13 protein-coding genes are annotated in these 14070 nt (G+C 70.4%); 9 read left to right on the plus strand and 4 right to left on the minus strand.

Features of this window, described 5'->3' with window-relative positions; genetic code table 11:
* The first annotated feature begins 1 nt into the window (after position 1).
* The 7 genes from nuoI to NUM_RS04320 all read left to right on the plus strand — a co-directional run bounded on the left by nuoI (position 2) and on the right by NUM_RS04320 (position 8068).
* Positions 2 to 586, plus strand: a complete 585-nt coding sequence (nuoI, locus tag NUM_RS04290; protein ID WP_263975103.1) for an NADH-quinone oxidoreductase subunit NuoI — start codon at positions 2 to 4, stop codon at positions 584 to 586.
* Positions 583 to 1395, plus strand: a complete 813-nt coding sequence (locus NUM_RS04295; RefSeq protein WP_207123222.1) for an NADH-quinone oxidoreductase subunit J — start codon at positions 583 to 585, stop codon at positions 1393 to 1395. The genes nuoI and NUM_RS04295 overlap by 4 nt, the downstream gene beginning before the upstream one ends.
* Positions 1392 to 1691 carry an NADH-quinone oxidoreductase subunit NuoK gene (gene nuoK / locus NUM_RS04300; RefSeq protein WP_207123223.1) on the plus strand — a complete coding sequence of 100 codons (300 nt, stop codon included), beginning with the start codon at positions 1392 to 1394 and terminating at the stop codon, positions 1689 to 1691. Before NUM_RS04295 ends, nuoK begins: the two co-directional genes overlap by 4 nt.
* 9 nt (positions 1692 to 1700) lie before the next feature.
* Positions 1701 to 3632: an NADH-quinone oxidoreductase subunit L gene (nuoL, locus tag NUM_RS04305; protein WP_207123224.1), complete on the plus strand. Its 1932-nt coding sequence runs from the start codon at positions 1701 to 1703 to the stop codon at positions 3630 to 3632.
* A 52-nt stretch (positions 3633 to 3684) separates the two neighbouring features.
* A complete protein-coding gene (locus tag NUM_RS04310) occupies positions 3685 to 5244 on the plus strand; it encodes an NADH-quinone oxidoreductase subunit M (RefSeq protein ID WP_207123225.1) in 1560 nt (519 codons plus the stop codon).
* On the plus strand, positions 5241 to 6809 hold the full coding sequence (gene nuoN, locus NUM_RS04315; RefSeq protein ID WP_225918321.1) for an NADH-quinone oxidoreductase subunit NuoN: 1569 nt from the start codon (positions 5241 to 5243) through the stop codon (positions 6807 to 6809). Before NUM_RS04310 ends, nuoN begins: the two co-directional genes overlap by 4 nt.
* A 272-nt stretch (positions 6810 to 7081) precedes the next feature.
* The gene (locus NUM_RS04320; RefSeq protein ID WP_207123226.1) at positions 7082 to 8068 is read left to right on the plus strand and encodes a polyprenyl synthetase family protein; all 987 of its coding nucleotides are present in this window, start codon (positions 7082 to 7084) and stop codon (positions 8066 to 8068) included.
* Between the two features lie 73 nt (positions 8069 to 8141).
* Here the strand turns inward: NUM_RS04320 and NUM_RS04325 are convergent, their stop codons facing one another.
* Positions 8142 to 8927 carry a hypothetical protein gene (locus NUM_RS04325; RefSeq protein ID WP_225918322.1) on the minus strand — a complete coding sequence of 262 codons (786 nt, stop codon included), beginning with the start codon at positions 8925 to 8927 and terminating at the stop codon, positions 8142 to 8144.
* A gap of 106 nt (positions 8928 to 9033) precedes the next feature.
* On the opposite strand from NUM_RS04325, the gene NUM_RS04330 reads away from it, so the two are divergent.
* On the plus strand, positions 9034 to 9717 hold the full coding sequence (locus NUM_RS04330) for an alpha/beta fold hydrolase (protein ID WP_207123227.1): 684 nt from the start codon (positions 9034 to 9036) through the stop codon (positions 9715 to 9717).
* Between the two features lie 338 nt (positions 9718 to 10055).
* Entirely contained in the window at positions 10056 to 10805 is a 750-nt protein-coding gene (locus tag NUM_RS04335) for a DUF2127 domain-containing protein (protein ID WP_207123228.1), read from the plus strand.
* Between the two features lie 270 nt (positions 10806 to 11075).
* Here the strand turns inward: NUM_RS04335 and NUM_RS04340 are convergent, their stop codons facing one another.
* The 3 genes from NUM_RS04340 to mycP all read right to left on the minus strand — a co-directional run bounded on the left by NUM_RS04340 (position 11076) and on the right by mycP (position 14068).
* A complete protein-coding gene (locus tag NUM_RS04340) occupies positions 11076 to 11468 on the minus strand; it encodes a VOC family protein (RefSeq protein ID WP_207123229.1) in 393 nt (130 codons plus the stop codon).
* A gap of 77 nt (positions 11469 to 11545) precedes the next feature.
* Positions 11546 to 12469, minus strand: a complete 924-nt coding sequence (gene rarD / locus NUM_RS04345) for an EamA family transporter RarD (RefSeq protein WP_207123230.1) — start codon at positions 12467 to 12469, stop codon at positions 11546 to 11548.
* Between the two features lie 126 nt (positions 12470 to 12595).
* Entirely contained in the window at positions 12596 to 14068 is a 1473-nt protein-coding gene (gene mycP / locus NUM_RS04350) for a type VII secretion-associated serine protease mycosin (protein WP_207123231.1), read from the minus strand.
* Positions 14069 to 14070: the final 2 nt, after the last annotated feature.

A 14070-nucleotide genomic window follows, 5' to 3' on the forward strand; every position in this document is an offset into this window, starting at 1 on the left:
CGTGTTCGAACCCATCAAGGGTTTCGGGGTCTCCCTCGCGAACATGTTCAAGCCGCATGTGACCGAGAAGTACCCGGAGAAGATGCGGCCGACGGCACCCCGGTACCACGGCCGGCACATCCTGAACCGGCACCCGGACGGGCTGGAGAAGTGCGTCGGCTGCGAGCTGTGCGCGTGGGCCTGCCCGGCCGACGCGATCTACGTCGAGGGTGCCGACAACACCGACGAGGAGCGCTACTCGCCCGGTGAGCGGTACGCCGGGACGTACCAGATCAACTACCTGCGCTGCATCTTCTGCGGCCTGTGCATCGAGGCCTGCCCGACCCGTTCGCTGACCATGAGCAACGAGTACGAGCTGGCCAACGACAGCCGGCAGGACCTGATCTTCACCAAGGAGCAGTTGCTGGCGCCGCTGCTGCCGGGCATGGAGCAGCCGCCGCACCCGCTGCGGCTGGGCGACGACGAGCAGGACTACTACGTCGGCGCCATGCAGAACCCGGGCGCCTCGGCCGGCGCGGAGTACTCGCCGCAGCAGGAGAGCGCCCGCGAGACCGCCGCGAAGCAGGGCAACGGAGGTGCGGCATGACGCACGTGCTCGCCCACCCGCTGGCCACCCACCTGCTCGCGGTCGCCAGCCCGGGCGCCATGGGTACCGGCGAGAAGGTGTCGTTCTGGGTGCTCGGGATCATCGCGCTGGGCTGCGCGATCGGCATGGTCGCCGCCCGCAACGCGATGCACTCGGCGTTGTTCCTCGTGGTGACCATGTTCTGCCTGGGGATCTTCTACATCATCCAGGCCGGACCGTTCATCGGCATGGCGCAGATCATCGTGTACACCGGCGCCATCATGATGCTGTTCCTGTTCGTGCTGATGCTGATCGGACGGGACGTCTCCGACTCGCTGATCGAGACGCTGCGCGGGCAACGTACCGCCGGCATCCTGATCGGCCTGGGGCTGGCGCTGCTGCTCGGCTCCGGCCTGGCCCGCGGCCTCGGCGCGGTCGACGCCCGTGGTCTGGAGACGGCGAACAACGCGAACGGCGGCAACGTGCCGGGCCTCGCCGCGCTGGTGTTCACCCGGTACGTGTTCGCGTTCGAGGTCACCTCGGCGCTGCTGATCACCGCCGCGGTCGGCGCGATGGTGCTGGCGCACGTCCAGCGCCGGGGCGAGAAGAAGACGCAGAAGGAACTGTCCCGGGAGCGGTTCGCCGAGGGCAGCTACCCGGCGCCGAAGACCGGCCCCGGCGTGTTCGCGCACAGCAACTCGGTGGCCACCCCGGCGATCCTGCCGGACGGTACGAAGTCGGCGCGGAGCATCTCGCCGCTGGTGCCGCCGCGCGAGCTGACCGCCGAGGACACCCGGCCCAAGGACACCCTCACCGGAGGCGACCAGTGACCCCGACCTACTACCTGGTGCTCTCCGCGGCGCTGTTCTGCATCGGCGCCGTCGGCGTGCTGATCCGCCGCAACGCCATCGTGGTGTTCATGTGCATCGAGCTGATGCTGAACGCGGGCAACCTGTCGCTGGTCACGTTCGCCCGGATCAACGGCAGCCTGGACGGTCAGATCATGGCGTTCTTCGTGATGGTGGTGGCCGCCGCGGAGGTCGTGGTCGGGCTTGCGATCATCATGTCGATCTTCCGGACCAGGCGCTCCGCCTCCGTCGACGACGCCAACCTGCTGAAGTACTGAGGAATTTCGATGACTGAGCCGGCACTGGCTGAACAGGTGCATTACGCGACGGCGAGCGGTGCGCTGTCGAGCGTGTGGCTGCTGATCGCCATCCCGTTGGCGAGCGCCGTGGTGTTGCTGCTGGCCGGACGCAGGTCCGACCGGTGGGGGCACATCCTCGGCTGCGCCAGCATCGGCGCCTCGTTCGTCCTCGCGGTCTGGTACTTCTTCGCGCTGCGCGGGCTGGGACACAAGGCGGTGTCCGAGCACCTCGGCAGCTTCATCCAGGTCGGCGGCTACAAGGTCGACTGGGGCATCCTGTACGACCCGCTGTCCGCGACCTTCGCGCTGCTGATCACCGGCGTGGGCTTCCTGATCCACGTGTACGCGATCGGCTACATGAAGGAGGACCCGGGCCGGCGCCGCTTCTTCGGGTACTTCAACCTGTTCGCCGCGGCGATGCTGCTGCTGGTGCTCGGCAACAACTTCCTGATGACGTTCATCGGATGGGAGGGCGTCGGCGTCGCGTCGTACCTGCTGATCTCCTGGTACCAGGACCGGCCGAGCGCGGCGACCGCCGGCAAGAAGGCGTTCCTGATGAACCGGGTCGGTGACGCCGCCTTCCTGGTCGCGATGTTCCTGATGTTCGGCTACCTGGGCAGCACCGACTTCGCCACCGTGTTCAACGGGGTGGGCGCGCTGCCGCACGGGGTGACCCTGGCGATCGCGCTCTGCCTGCTCGGCGGTGCCTGCGGCAAGTCCGGCCAGTTCCCGCTGCAGGCCTGGCTGCCGGACGCGATGGAGGGCCCGACCCCGGTGTCGGCGCTGATCCACGCCGCGACGATGGTCACCGCCGGCGTCTACCTGATCGCCCGCGCGCACCCGATCTTCGACGCCACCACGATCGGCTCCACCATCGTGGTCGCGGTCGGCGCGTTCACCCTGCTGCTCGGGTGCATCATCGGTTGCGCGAAGGACGACATCAAGCGCGTCCTGGCGTACTCGACGGTCAGCCAGATCGGCTACATGTTCCTCGCCGTCGGCCTCGGCGGCGGCGCCTACGCGCTGGGCATCCTGCACCTGCTGGCCCACGGCTTCTTCAAGGCCGGCCTGTTCCTCGGTGCCGGCTCGGTGATGCACGGGATGAAGGACCAGACCGACATGCGCCGCTTCGGCGGCCTGTGGAAGTACATGAAGGTCACCTGGATCACCGTCGGCCTCGGCTTCCTGGCCATCATCGGCATCCCGCCGCTGTCCGGCTTCTTCTCCAAGGACCCGATCATCGAGGCGGCGTTCGCCCGCGGCGGCTGGCAGGGCTGGGTGTTCGGCCTGGCCGCCCTGCTCGGCGCCGGGCTGACCGCGTTCTACATGACCCGGTTGTTCGTGCTGACGTTCCACGGCAAGAAGCGGTGGACCGACGACATCGAGCACCCACACGAGTCGCCGGCGGTCATGCAGGTACCGATGATCCTGCTCGCGATCGGTTCGGTCGCGGCCGGCGGCCTGCTGGTGTACGGGGGGTTCACCGACTGGCTGGAGCCGGTGTTCGGCACCACCGAGGTGCCGGAGGCGGTGCACTACAGCAAGGCGCTGATGACCGGCATCAGCATCGTCGTGGTGCTGCTCGGCGTCGTGATCTCCTGGCTGCTGTTCCGCCGCGGTACCGCGGAGACCGAGCAGCCGGCCCGGACCGCGATCGTCCGCGCCGCCCGGGAGAACCTGTACGGGGACGTCCTCAACGAGACGCTCTTCGAACTGCCCGGCAAGCTGCTGACCCGGGCGGCGGTCTTCATGGACGGCAAGGGCGTGGACGGCATCGTCACCGGCCTGGCCGCGATCGTGGGCGGCAGCTCCAGCCGGCTGCGCCGGCTCCAGACCGGTTTCGTCCGGTCGTACGCATTGACGATCCTCGGAGGTGCGCTCGTCGTGGTGGCAGCGCTGATGGCGGTGAAGCTCGGGTGAGCGAGCAGAAGCGAACAACCCGTGTGACATCCGAGCGAAGCGAGGCGCGGTCGTGAACAACTTCCCGTTCCTGTCGGTGCTGACCGTGGCGCCGGCGGTGGGCGCGTTGGTGGTGGCGTTGCTGCCGCGCAGCAACCCGCGGCTGGCCAAGATCGTGGCGCTGGTCTGGTCGCTGGCGTTGCTGGCGATCACGGCGGTCATGTGCGTGACGTTCAAGGCGAACGGCCCGCGGTTCCAGTTCCGCGAGTCGTACCCGTGGATTCCGGCCTGGGGCATCCGGCTCACCGTGCAGGCGGACGGCATCGCGCTGGTGATGCTGGGCCTGGTCGCGGTGCTGGTGCCGATCGTGATCGCGGCGAGCTGGCACGACGCGGACAAGACCAAGCGCTCGGTGAACAACTACTTCGCCCTGCTGCTCGCGCTGGACGCGACGATGATCGGCGTGTTCGCCGCCGCGGACGTGTTCCTGTTCTACGCGTTCTTCGAGGTCATGCTCATCCCGATGTACTTCCTCATCGGGTCGTTCGGTGGCGCCCGACGGCAGTACGCGGCGGTCAAGTTCTTCCTGTACTCGCTGTTCGGCGGGCTGTTCATGCTGGCCGCGGTGATCGGGCTGTGGGTCGTCGGCGGGCACACCCTGGACTGGAACGCGCTGAGTCACATCTCCATGTCCACCAGTACGGGCAGGTGGCTGTTCCTCGGGTTCTTCCTGGCGTTCGCGATCAAGGCGCCGTTCTTCCCGTTCCACACCTGGCTGCCGGACGCCGGTGGTGCCGCCCCCGCCGGGGCCGCGGCGCTGCTGGTCGGCGTGCTGGACAAGGTCGGCACGTACGGGATCCTGCGGTTCTGCTTCTCGCTGTTCCCGGAGGCGACCCGGTTCTTCGCGCCGCTCGGGCTGGCGCTCGCGGTGGTCGGCATCATCTACGGCTCGCTGCTCGCGGTGGGCCAGAACGACCTGAAGCGGCTCGTCGCGTACACCTCGATCGCGCACTTCGGTTTCATCGGCATCGGGATCTTCGCGTTCACCAGCCAGGCCGGGACCGGCGCCGTGCTCTACATGCTCAACCACGGCCTGTCCACCGGTGCGCTGTTCCTGATCGTCGGGATGCTGGTGCAGCGGCGCGGCTCGGCCAACATCCGTGACTTCGGCGGCGCGGCCAAGCTGGTACCGGTGCTCGCCGGCTGCTTCCTGGTCGTCGGGTTCTCGTCGCTGGCGCTGCCGGGCACCTCGCCGTTCGTCAGCGAGTTCCTGGTGCTGCTCGGCACGTTCAGCACGCACAAGGCGTTGGCGATCGTGGCCACCTCGGGCGTGATCCTGGCCGCCGGCTACATCCTCTGGATGTACCAGCGGACCATGCAGGGCAACCTGAACCCGGAGCTGTCCACCTCGTCCGGCTTCAAGCACGACCTGACCGGCCGGGAGAAGTGGGTGGTGGCGCCGCTGATCGCGCTGATCTTCATCCTCGGCGTCTACCCGAAGCCGGTGATCGACGTGATCAGCCCGGCGGTCGCGGCAACCATGCACGACGTCGGCAAGAGCGACCCGGTGCCGGCGACCCGCGCCGTGGACAACGGGTCCGGCGGCTCTAGCGCGGTAGGAGACAACAAGTGAGCACCGGCGACGTGCTGGCGGCGCAGATCTCGGCGCCGCATATCAACTACGGTGCGATCGCGCCGCTGCTGATCGTGCTGGGTGTCGGCGCGCTCGGCGTCCTCGCCGAGGCGGCCCTGCCGCGCGCCTACCGCTACCTGGTGCAGGTGCTGCTGACCCTGGCGGCGCAGGTCGCGGCGCTGGTCATCGTGATCGTCGAGGGCGTCCGGCACTACGCGTCGAACCCGACGCTGACCGCCAACGACGCGCTCGCGGTGGACGGCCCGGCGCTGTTCCTGCAGGGTTCGATCCTGATCCTGGGCATCCTCGCCACGCTGCTGATCGCCGACCGGCGGCTGGAGCGGGGCGGCGCGTTCGTCGCCGAGGCGGCGGTCGTCGCCGGCACCGAGGCGGACGCCAAGCAGGCCCGGCACCAGCCGAGCCAGACCGAGGTGTTCCCGCTGACGCTGTTCGCGCTCGGCGGCATGATGCTGTTCTGCTCGGCGAACGACCTGCTCACCATGTTCGTCGCGCTGGAGGTTCTGTCCCTCCCGCTGTACCTGGCCTGCGGGCTGGCCCGCCGGCGCCGGCTGCTGTCCCAGGAGGCGGCGGTCAAGTACTTCCTGCTCGGCGCGTTCGCCTCGGCCTTCTTCGTGTACGGCATGGCCATGCTCTACGGCTTCGCCGGCACGGTGGAGCTGCACGGCATCGCGACCGCCGCGCTGTCGTCGAACAAGAGCGACCTGCTGATGTTCGTCGGCCTGGCGATGCTCGCGATCGGCCTGCTGTTCAAGGCCGCCGCGGTCCCGTTCCACGTGTGGACCCCGGACGTGTACCAGGGCGCCCCGACGCCGATCACCGCGCTGATGGCGTCCTGCACCAAGATCGCCGCGTTCGGCGGCATCCTGCGGGTGCTGTACGTGGCGTTCCTGGACAGCCGGTGGGACTGGCGCCCGGTGCTCGCGGTGATCGCGGTCGCGACGATGCTCATCGGCGCGGTCCTCGCGGTGACCCAGACCGACATCAAGCGGCTGCTGGCGTACTCGTCGGTGGCCAACGCCGGGTACGTGCTGACCGGCGTGCTGTCGATGCAGAAGTCCGGCATCACCAGCTCGCTGTTCTACCTGGTCGCGTACGGGTTCACGGTGGTGGCGGCGTTCGGCCTGCTGACCCTGGTCCGGGACGCGGACGGGGAGGCGACCCACCTGTCCCGCTGGGCCGGGCTCGGGCGCAAGTCGCCGCTGCTCGCCGGGACGTTCGCCTTCCTGATGCTCTCCTTCGCCGGTATCCCGCTGACCAGCGGGTTCACCACGAAGTTCGCGGTGTTCGGCGCGGCCCTGGACGGCGGCCAGACCGCCCTGGTGATCTTCGGTGTGATCTCCAGCGTGCTGCTCGCCTTCCCGTACCTGCGCGTCATCGTGCTGATGTACCTGCAGGAACCGGCCGAGGACGCGCCCACCGTGGCGGTGCCGGGCGCGATGACCGCGACCGCGCTGGCCCTCGGTACCGTCGCGACCCTGGTGTTCGGCCTGGCGCCGAGCCTGGTGCTGCACGTGGCGCAGGGCGCGGCGACGTTCGTCGGTTGATCCGGCGGCCACCGGCGGGCCCGCCGGTGGCCGCCTCGGCCGCTGCCGCCACCCGCGGCCCGCGGCCAGGCGCCCGTTCCGTACGGGGCGCCGAGGCTGTTGGGCCCTCGTGATCGGCTCGCTCGATCCGAGGCCCGACGGCCTCTTTGCGTGTGTGTGCTGGACGGCTTCCGACGGGCTCCACCGTTCGGGCAGTGAGGCGGTGTGGCATCGTGGGTGCCGTGGCGAGGACGACGCAGGCAGACCGTGTGGTCGCCGGTACGGAGGCGACGATGGCCGCTGCCGAGCTGGACTTCGACGACGCCGAGCTGAGCTCCGCGTTGACCACCGGGCTGGGCGAGGTGGAGCAGGCGCTGCTGGCCGCCGTGTCCGGCGCCGACCCGTACGTCACGGAGATGGCCCGGCACCTCACCTACGCCGGCGGCAAGCGCACCCGGCCGCTGCTGGTGCTGCTCGGTGCGCACTTCGGCAAGCCGGACGTGCCCGAGGTGCTGCAGGCCGCCGTCGTCGTCGAGCTGACCCACCTGGCCACGCTCTACCACGACGACGTGATGGACGAGGCGTCGGTGCGCCGCGGCGCGCAGAGCGCCAACGCCCGGTTCGGCAACAGCGTCGCCATCCTGACCGGCGACTACCTGTTCGCCCGCGCCTCCGACATCGTCTCCGAGCTGGGGCCGGAGGCGGTGCGGATCCAGGCCCGCACCTTCGCCCGACTGGTACACGGCCAGATCCGCGAGACGGCCGGCCCGCGCGGCGCCGATCCGGTGCAGCACTACCTGGACGTGCTGGCGGAGAAGACCGGCGCGCTGATCGCCACCTCGGCCCGGTTCGGTGCCATGTTCGGTGGCGCCGACCCGGCGATGGTGGCCGCGATCGCCGAGTTCGGCGAGACGTTCGGGATGGCGTTCCAGCTGTCCGACGACCTGCTCGACATCGCCTCGGACACCGACCAGTCCGGCAAGACCCCCGGTACCGACCTGCGCGAGGGCGTGCTGACTCTCCCGGTGCTGTACGCGCTGGGGTCCGACGACCCGGACAGTCGCCGGCTCGCCGAGATCGTCCAGGGTCCGGTCACCGACGACGAACTGCACGCCGAGGCGTTGACGCTGCTGCGCGACTCGGTCGGGATGGACCGCGCCCGCGCCACCGTCCGCGACTACGCCGACCGCGCCCGCGCCCAGCTGGAGGCGCTGCCGGACGTTCCCGCCCGAGCCGCTCTCGACCATCTCTGCTCCCACGTCGCCGCTCGCACCCGCTGACCTGCCGTCTCGGCCTGCGGTGGCCGGGGTGTCCGCGGTCTGGCAAGCGCTTGCCGCCCGGACGGTTCGATGATCAACGGGGCGGGTTGAGCCAGATGCGCAGAGCGGTCAGCGGGGTGCAGCCGGCGCGGACGGCGGCGGCGAGGTCGTCGCCGTGCTCGTACCCGACGACAGGAAGCGGCTCGAAGACCCGGTACGCGGTGGCGACGGCGCCGCGCCAGACGTCGGCGGGATCGCCGGTCGACGCGTACAGGTTGCTGATGCCGACGCTGCCCGCGCTGCGGTTCGCCACCGCACCGCCGGTCACCGTGTCGCCGTCGTAGCGGGCGAGTACCGCGACGTCCGGGTCGGCGAGCAGCTCGGGCCGGAAGATCCCGGCGCCACCACCCCACGAAGCGACCCAGGCGGCCAAGGCGCCGGCATCGTCGATACGACGCCACCGCAGCTCATCCGCGGGGCGCGACACCGCGCCGTCCGCTGGGCGCCGAGCCGGATCGTCGGCGCGGTGCCGCTCCGGCCCGTCCGCGGGGCGGTGCGCTGGTTCGTCCGTGCCGGCGGCGGTGGCGCCGACCTCCCGGTACAACCAGGTCGCCTCGATGATCGGCACGAAGCCAGCGGGGGACAGGTCGAGCGTGCCGAAACTGTCCTTGACCGAGCAGCCGGGCCCGGCGTCGATGCCGGCCAGCACCTCGTCCGCGGTGACCTCCGGGCGCAGCGTCACGGCGTCCGGATAGTACGGCGGGGTGCGCTCCCCGCAGCTCCACACCACGTCGGAGTCGTGGCTGGTCAGGCCGTGCGCGCGGCACATCGCTCGGCACCAGTCGGCGTTGTTGCGCGCCGCGAGCAGCGTTCTGTTCACCGCGCCATGTTCCCAGGCGCCCAGCCTGGACTCACCGCCTTTTCGGGCCCGGGCGGCTACAGTTGCCGGCCGGGGCGCGGCTTCGTTCCCGGAGAGGGGTCCGCGGATGCAGCTGATCGACGTCGACGGAACGCGGCTGGCGCTGTCGGTGTGGGGTGAGCCGGCGGCCCCGCCGGTGGTGCTGCTGCACGGTGGCGGGTCCACCCGGTCCGCCTGGGACGCCACCGCACCGACGCTCGGCCGGTCGCATCGGGTGTACGCGGTCGACCTGCGGGGCTACGGCGACAGCGACCGACCCGGGTCGTACTCGCTGGAGCTGATGCGCGACGACGTGGCCGGACTGATGGCCGAGCTGGGCGCGAGCCGGTTCTCGGTGGTGGGGCACTCCCTGGGCGGCACCGTGGCGTGGCTGCTGGCCCAGCGTCAACCCGACCGCGTCTCACACCTGGTGGTCGTCGACAGCGCGCCGCCCAGGGAACCGTTCGTCGTCGACCCCGGGCCGCGTCCCGACCCCGAGCCGCCGTACGACTGGGCTGCCACGGTGGCGGTGCTCGCCCAGCTGGCCGATCCGGATCCGGCCTGGTGGGCGGGGCTGGGCACGGTCACGGCGAGGACGCTGATCCTGGCCGGCGGCCCGAGCAGCCATGTGCCGCAACAGGTACTGGTCGACGCGCACGCCGCGGTGCCCGGCTCCCGGCTGGTCGAGATTCCCGTCGGCCACGACATCCACCGGGAGGCGCCGGACCGGTTCCTCTCCGAGGTCGTCCCCTGGCTGACGTCCCGGCGGTGACCTCGACGCGCGCCCCCGGGTCCGGTCGTCGTTCGCACGGCGGAGGTCCGGGTAGGTACCGGCGTCGGGTGCGCCCTGCCGGGGCCGCTCGCCGGGGCGTGGCCGGCTCGCGGGCTCGACCGGCAGCGCGCCGAACGTGGCCCGGCGCAGCCGTGCTGGGGCCGCTCGCCGGGACGTGGCCGGCTCGCGGGCTCGACCGGCAGCGCGCCGAACGTGGCCCGGCGCAGCCGTGCAGGGGCCGCTCGCCGGGACGTGGCCGGCTCACGGGCTCGACCAGCAGCGCGGCGAACGTGGCCCGGCGCAGCCGTGCGTTCGCCTGCGGCGCATATTGTGCCGGCATGGACTGGAACCTGCGTTCCTGCGCCCGGCACGGGCACGTCACGTACGCGCCGGACGAGGCGGAGCTGCGCGACCGGCTGCACGCCACGACGCCGCAGGGCGAGGCGTGGCGGTGCCTGCGCTGCGGCACGTACGCGATCGGGGCGGCCGCCGGCGCCGGACCGGCCGACCACGCCCCGCTGATCCCGCGCGGCGGCGCGATCCGGGACCGGCTGATCATCCGGATCCTCGCGGTGGAACGGTTCGTCCGCGGGCTGCTGATCGCCGCGGCAGCCGTGGCGGTCTGGTGGTTCCGCGACTCGCAGGCCAACCTGAGCCGGGTGTTCGAGTCGGACCTGCCGCTGGTGCGCCCGCTCGCCGACAAGTTCGGGTACGACCTGACCGACTCGCCGATCGTCGACGAGATCCGGAAAAGCTTCACGCTCAGCCACACCGTGCTGATCGTCATCGCCGCCGCCCTGCTGGCGTACGCGCTGATCGAGCTCGTCGAGGGCATCGGGCTGTGGCTGGTGAAGCGGTGGGCCGAGTACTTCACCGTGGTGGCCACGGCGGCGTTCCTGCCGCTGGAGATCTACGAGCTGACCGAGAAGGTCACCTGGCTGCGGATCGGCGCGCTGCTGTTCAACATCGCCGCGGTGATCTACCTGCTGATCACCAAGCGACTGTTCGGCCTGCGCGGCGGCGCCAAGGCCGCGCACGCCGCCCTCCTCGGCGACTCCCTCCTGGAGGTGGAACGCGCCGCAGTCTGACCCCCGCCGATCTCCTCCCTGCGGCACCATCCCGCGTCGCCCGTGAACTCGCGGCGCCAAGCTGCGTCGGTCGTGGTCTTGGTGCGCCAAGCTGGGTCGATCGGGGTCTTGAGGCGCCGAGCTGCGCCGATCGTGGACTTGGGGCGCCAAGCTGTGTCGAGCTGCGTCGAGTTGCGACTTGCGGTCGGCGGTTCCTTGCCGACACGCCGAGACGACTCCATGATCGACGGGGCGGGCGCTGCGCCTCGATCGACGGTGCACCCGGCGCCGTTACGGCTGGTGCGTCGGCGGCAGCGGCTGCGCGATGAGGAAGCGGTAGCCCTCGATCTCGGCGTCGAACGCGGTCTCGCCCCAGGCCCGCTCGCTCAGCGGCGCGGTGACCACCCCGGCGTCCGCATGCCGGGCGTGGACCGGCTCGATCGGCTCGCTGACCGGCAGCCGCAGGTACACGGTGACGCCGGCGCCCCGGTGCGACCGGGACGCGGCCGGCAGGAACTGCTCGTCCGCGGTGCCGAGCAGCACCTCGGCATCGCCGAGCCCGACGCACGCGAGCCGGTCGTCCGAGTCGGGTGGTGTGGCGAACAACAGCCGCCAGCCGAGCCGCGTCGTGAACAGCTCGGCCGACCGGTACGGGTCGTCGCAGGCGAGAAAGACCGACAGCATGCCGCGACCCTAGACCGGGGCACCGACGATCCGGCCTCCCGCCGAACGCGACTGGGCGGCCACTCGGGTACGGGCGATCAGAGTTCGGCGGTCTCGGCGGCCTGGACGGTGACGGGCGTCAGGCGGCTGCGCCGGGCCTGGTGCACCAGGTCGGCGGTGAAGACCGCCAGCGCGATCCACACCAGGACGAAGCCGATCAGCTCCGGCGCCGGCATCGGCTCGCCGTACAGGATCAGGCCGCAGCACAGCTGCATCGTCGGCGTCAGGTACTGCAGGACTCCGATCGCCGTCAGCGGCAGCCGGTTCGCCGCGGACGCGAACGACAGCAGCGGCACCATCGTGACCAGCCCGCCGCCCACCAGCAGCAGCGTGTGCCCGACCGAGATCGTGCCGAACGTGCCGGTACCGGTCGCGGACAGGTAGACCAGGTAACCGGCGGCGGGCAGCGCCAGTAGCGCCGACTCGGCGAACAGGCCGCGCGCCGCCGGCAGCCGCAACGTCTTCTTCGTCAACCCGTACAGCCCGAACGACGCGGCCAGGGTCAGCGCGATCCACGGCGGCCGGCCGTAGTCGACGGTGATCACCACGACCGCGGCCAGCCCGAACACGATCGCCACCCACTGCAGCCGCCGCAACCGCTCCCGCAGGATCGCGACGCCGAGCAGGATCGACACCAGCGGATTGATGAAGTACCCGAGCGCGGTCTCGACCACGTGCCCCGAGTTGACGCCGTAGATGTACGTGCCCCAGTTGACCGCGATCAGCCCCGCCGCCGCGACCAGCTTCGCCACGGTACGCGGACGGCGCAGCACCCCGGCGATCCACCGCCACTGCCGCAGGATCACCAGCAGCAGCGCGCAGCAGACCGCCGACCACAGGATCCGGTTCGCCAGGATCTCGACCGCGCCGGCCGGTCGCAGCAGCTTCCAGTAGATCGGGAACAGCCCCCACAACCCGTACGCGACCAGCCCGTACAGGTATCCGCGCCGCGTCTCGTCCACGCGCACACCGTAAGCACCACAACGCTTCCCGGCCCTGACCGTGTGCCCGACCTCACCCGCCCCGTACCACCCCTCGGGACGAGCCTCAGCGGTCCTGACAGGAAGGCGCCGGATGGCCGTCGAGGCTCACGGCTCACGCCACCGAATCTCGTACTGCCCCGGCGGCCCCTCCAGCCCACTCGGCTGACCCGGCTGGGCCGGCTGCGTGGAGCCTGTCGCCGGCGGCGCGCCGGTCAGCGGCGTGGCCTGCACCGGACGAGCAGGTACGCCCGGTGGACCGTTCGACGGCTGTCCGGGAGACGCCGCTGCGCTGCCGTCCAGGCTTGCGCTCGGCGTCTGGCCTGGTCCGCGCGTGGGCTGACTGCCGGGCTGCCAGCCATCCTGCGCGACGGCCTTGCGGCGGCGGGCGCGGACGGCGAGCACGATGATCAGGACGATGATGATCGCCAGTACGGCGGCACCGACCGCGATCCAGACACCGACGTTGCCGCTGCTGCTTGTCTCGGCGGGTGCCGCGGCCGCCTTCGACGAACTGCTGCCGGCGGCCGGCGCGTCGAGCTGCCCCAGCGGATTGCTCTTCACCGGGTCGACGTGCGCGGTGAGCGCCTTGACCGGATCGACGATCCCGTACCCGTACTGCGGGTTCCGCCCCGGCGCTCCCTTGTGATCGGCGGTCTTGATCAGCCGGTTGATCACGTTCGCCGCATCCAACGTCGGATACTTCGCCCGCACCAACGCCGCCGCCCCCGATACCAGCGCCGTCGCACTACTTGTACCGCCAGCCGTCTTGTACCCGGTTGTATCGCGCGGTCCCTTCTCCGGGTCCTCGACGGTTTTCGTGTCGGTGGTGAGTAGGTTCTCAGCCGGTGCAGTCAACGCTATTTCGGTACCCGGAACCGAACCCTTCCAATGTGCGCCTGACTGAGTCGATCCACCGACTGCGACCACGCCGGGTAAACGTGCAGGGCTTGGTGTCTTTTCATCCTGACCCGTGTTGCCTGCCGCTGCGACGACCACGACATCGTGGTGTTCGGCATACGAGATCGCGGCATGCAGTTTCGCGACGGTGCCACGGTCGGCGCGAGATTCATCGGCGCCGAGTGACAGATTGATGACTTTGGCGCCGTGATCGACCGCATAACGGATAGCAGGGGTGATGTCTTTGAATAGAGTGTTGTCGGTTACGTTTTCCCCGCTCACGCACAGTGGCATCAGCTTAGCGCCAGGTGCGACGCCGAGGATATGGCGAGGGTCCTTCCCGTTACCCGCGATCAAACCGGCCATGGCGGTGCCATGCCCATTTGGGTCCCACGTTGGTTCGATGTCTTGAGCAGTGCCGAAGCATTTGCCCGCGACCAGCTGATCCTTCAATGCGGGACGGCTGCTGTCGATGCCAGAGTCGATGACTGCGATCGTGACGCCAGTGCCGGTGCTGATCCTCTGAGCCTGATGTGCCTGCAAGGCTTCGAGGTACCACTGCCCGTCCGGCGCCGCGTTCGCTGGCATGGCGCTGCCGAGGGCCACCAAGCAGCCAACGCTCGTGGCTGCCAACGCGGCGCGACGTCGGTACGCCTTGCCCGGGGGGGTGTGTGCGAACACGT

Origin of the sequence: Actinocatenispora comari (genome assembly GCF_017312725.1) — a bacterium.
In the GTDB taxonomy this organism is placed as follows: Bacteria; Actinomycetota; Actinomycetes; order Mycobacteriales; family Micromonosporaceae; genus Actinocatenispora; species Actinocatenispora comari.

Coding starts and splice junctions, on each gene's coding strand:
- NUM_RS04295 (WP_207123222.1), top strand. CDS start 583: ATGACGCACGTGCTCGCCCACCCGCTGGCCACCCACCTGCTCGCGGTC.
- nuoL (WP_207123224.1), top strand. CDS start 1,701: ATGACTGAGCCGGCACTGGCTGAACAGGTGCATTACGCGACGGCGAGC.
- NUM_RS04320 (WP_207123226.1), top strand. CDS start 7,082: ATGGCCGCTGCCGAGCTGGACTTCGACGACGCCGAGCTGAGCTCCGCG.
- NUM_RS04330 (WP_207123227.1), top strand. CDS start 9,034: ATGCAGCTGATCGACGTCGACGGAACGCGGCTGGCGCTGTCGGTGTGG.
- NUM_RS04335 (WP_207123228.1), top strand. CDS start 10,056: ATGGACTGGAACCTGCGTTCCTGCGCCCGGCACGGGCACGTCACGTAC.
- NUM_RS04340 (WP_207123229.1), bottom strand. CDS start 11,468: ATGCTGTCGGTCTTTCTCGCCTGCGACGACCCGTACCGGTCGGCCGAG.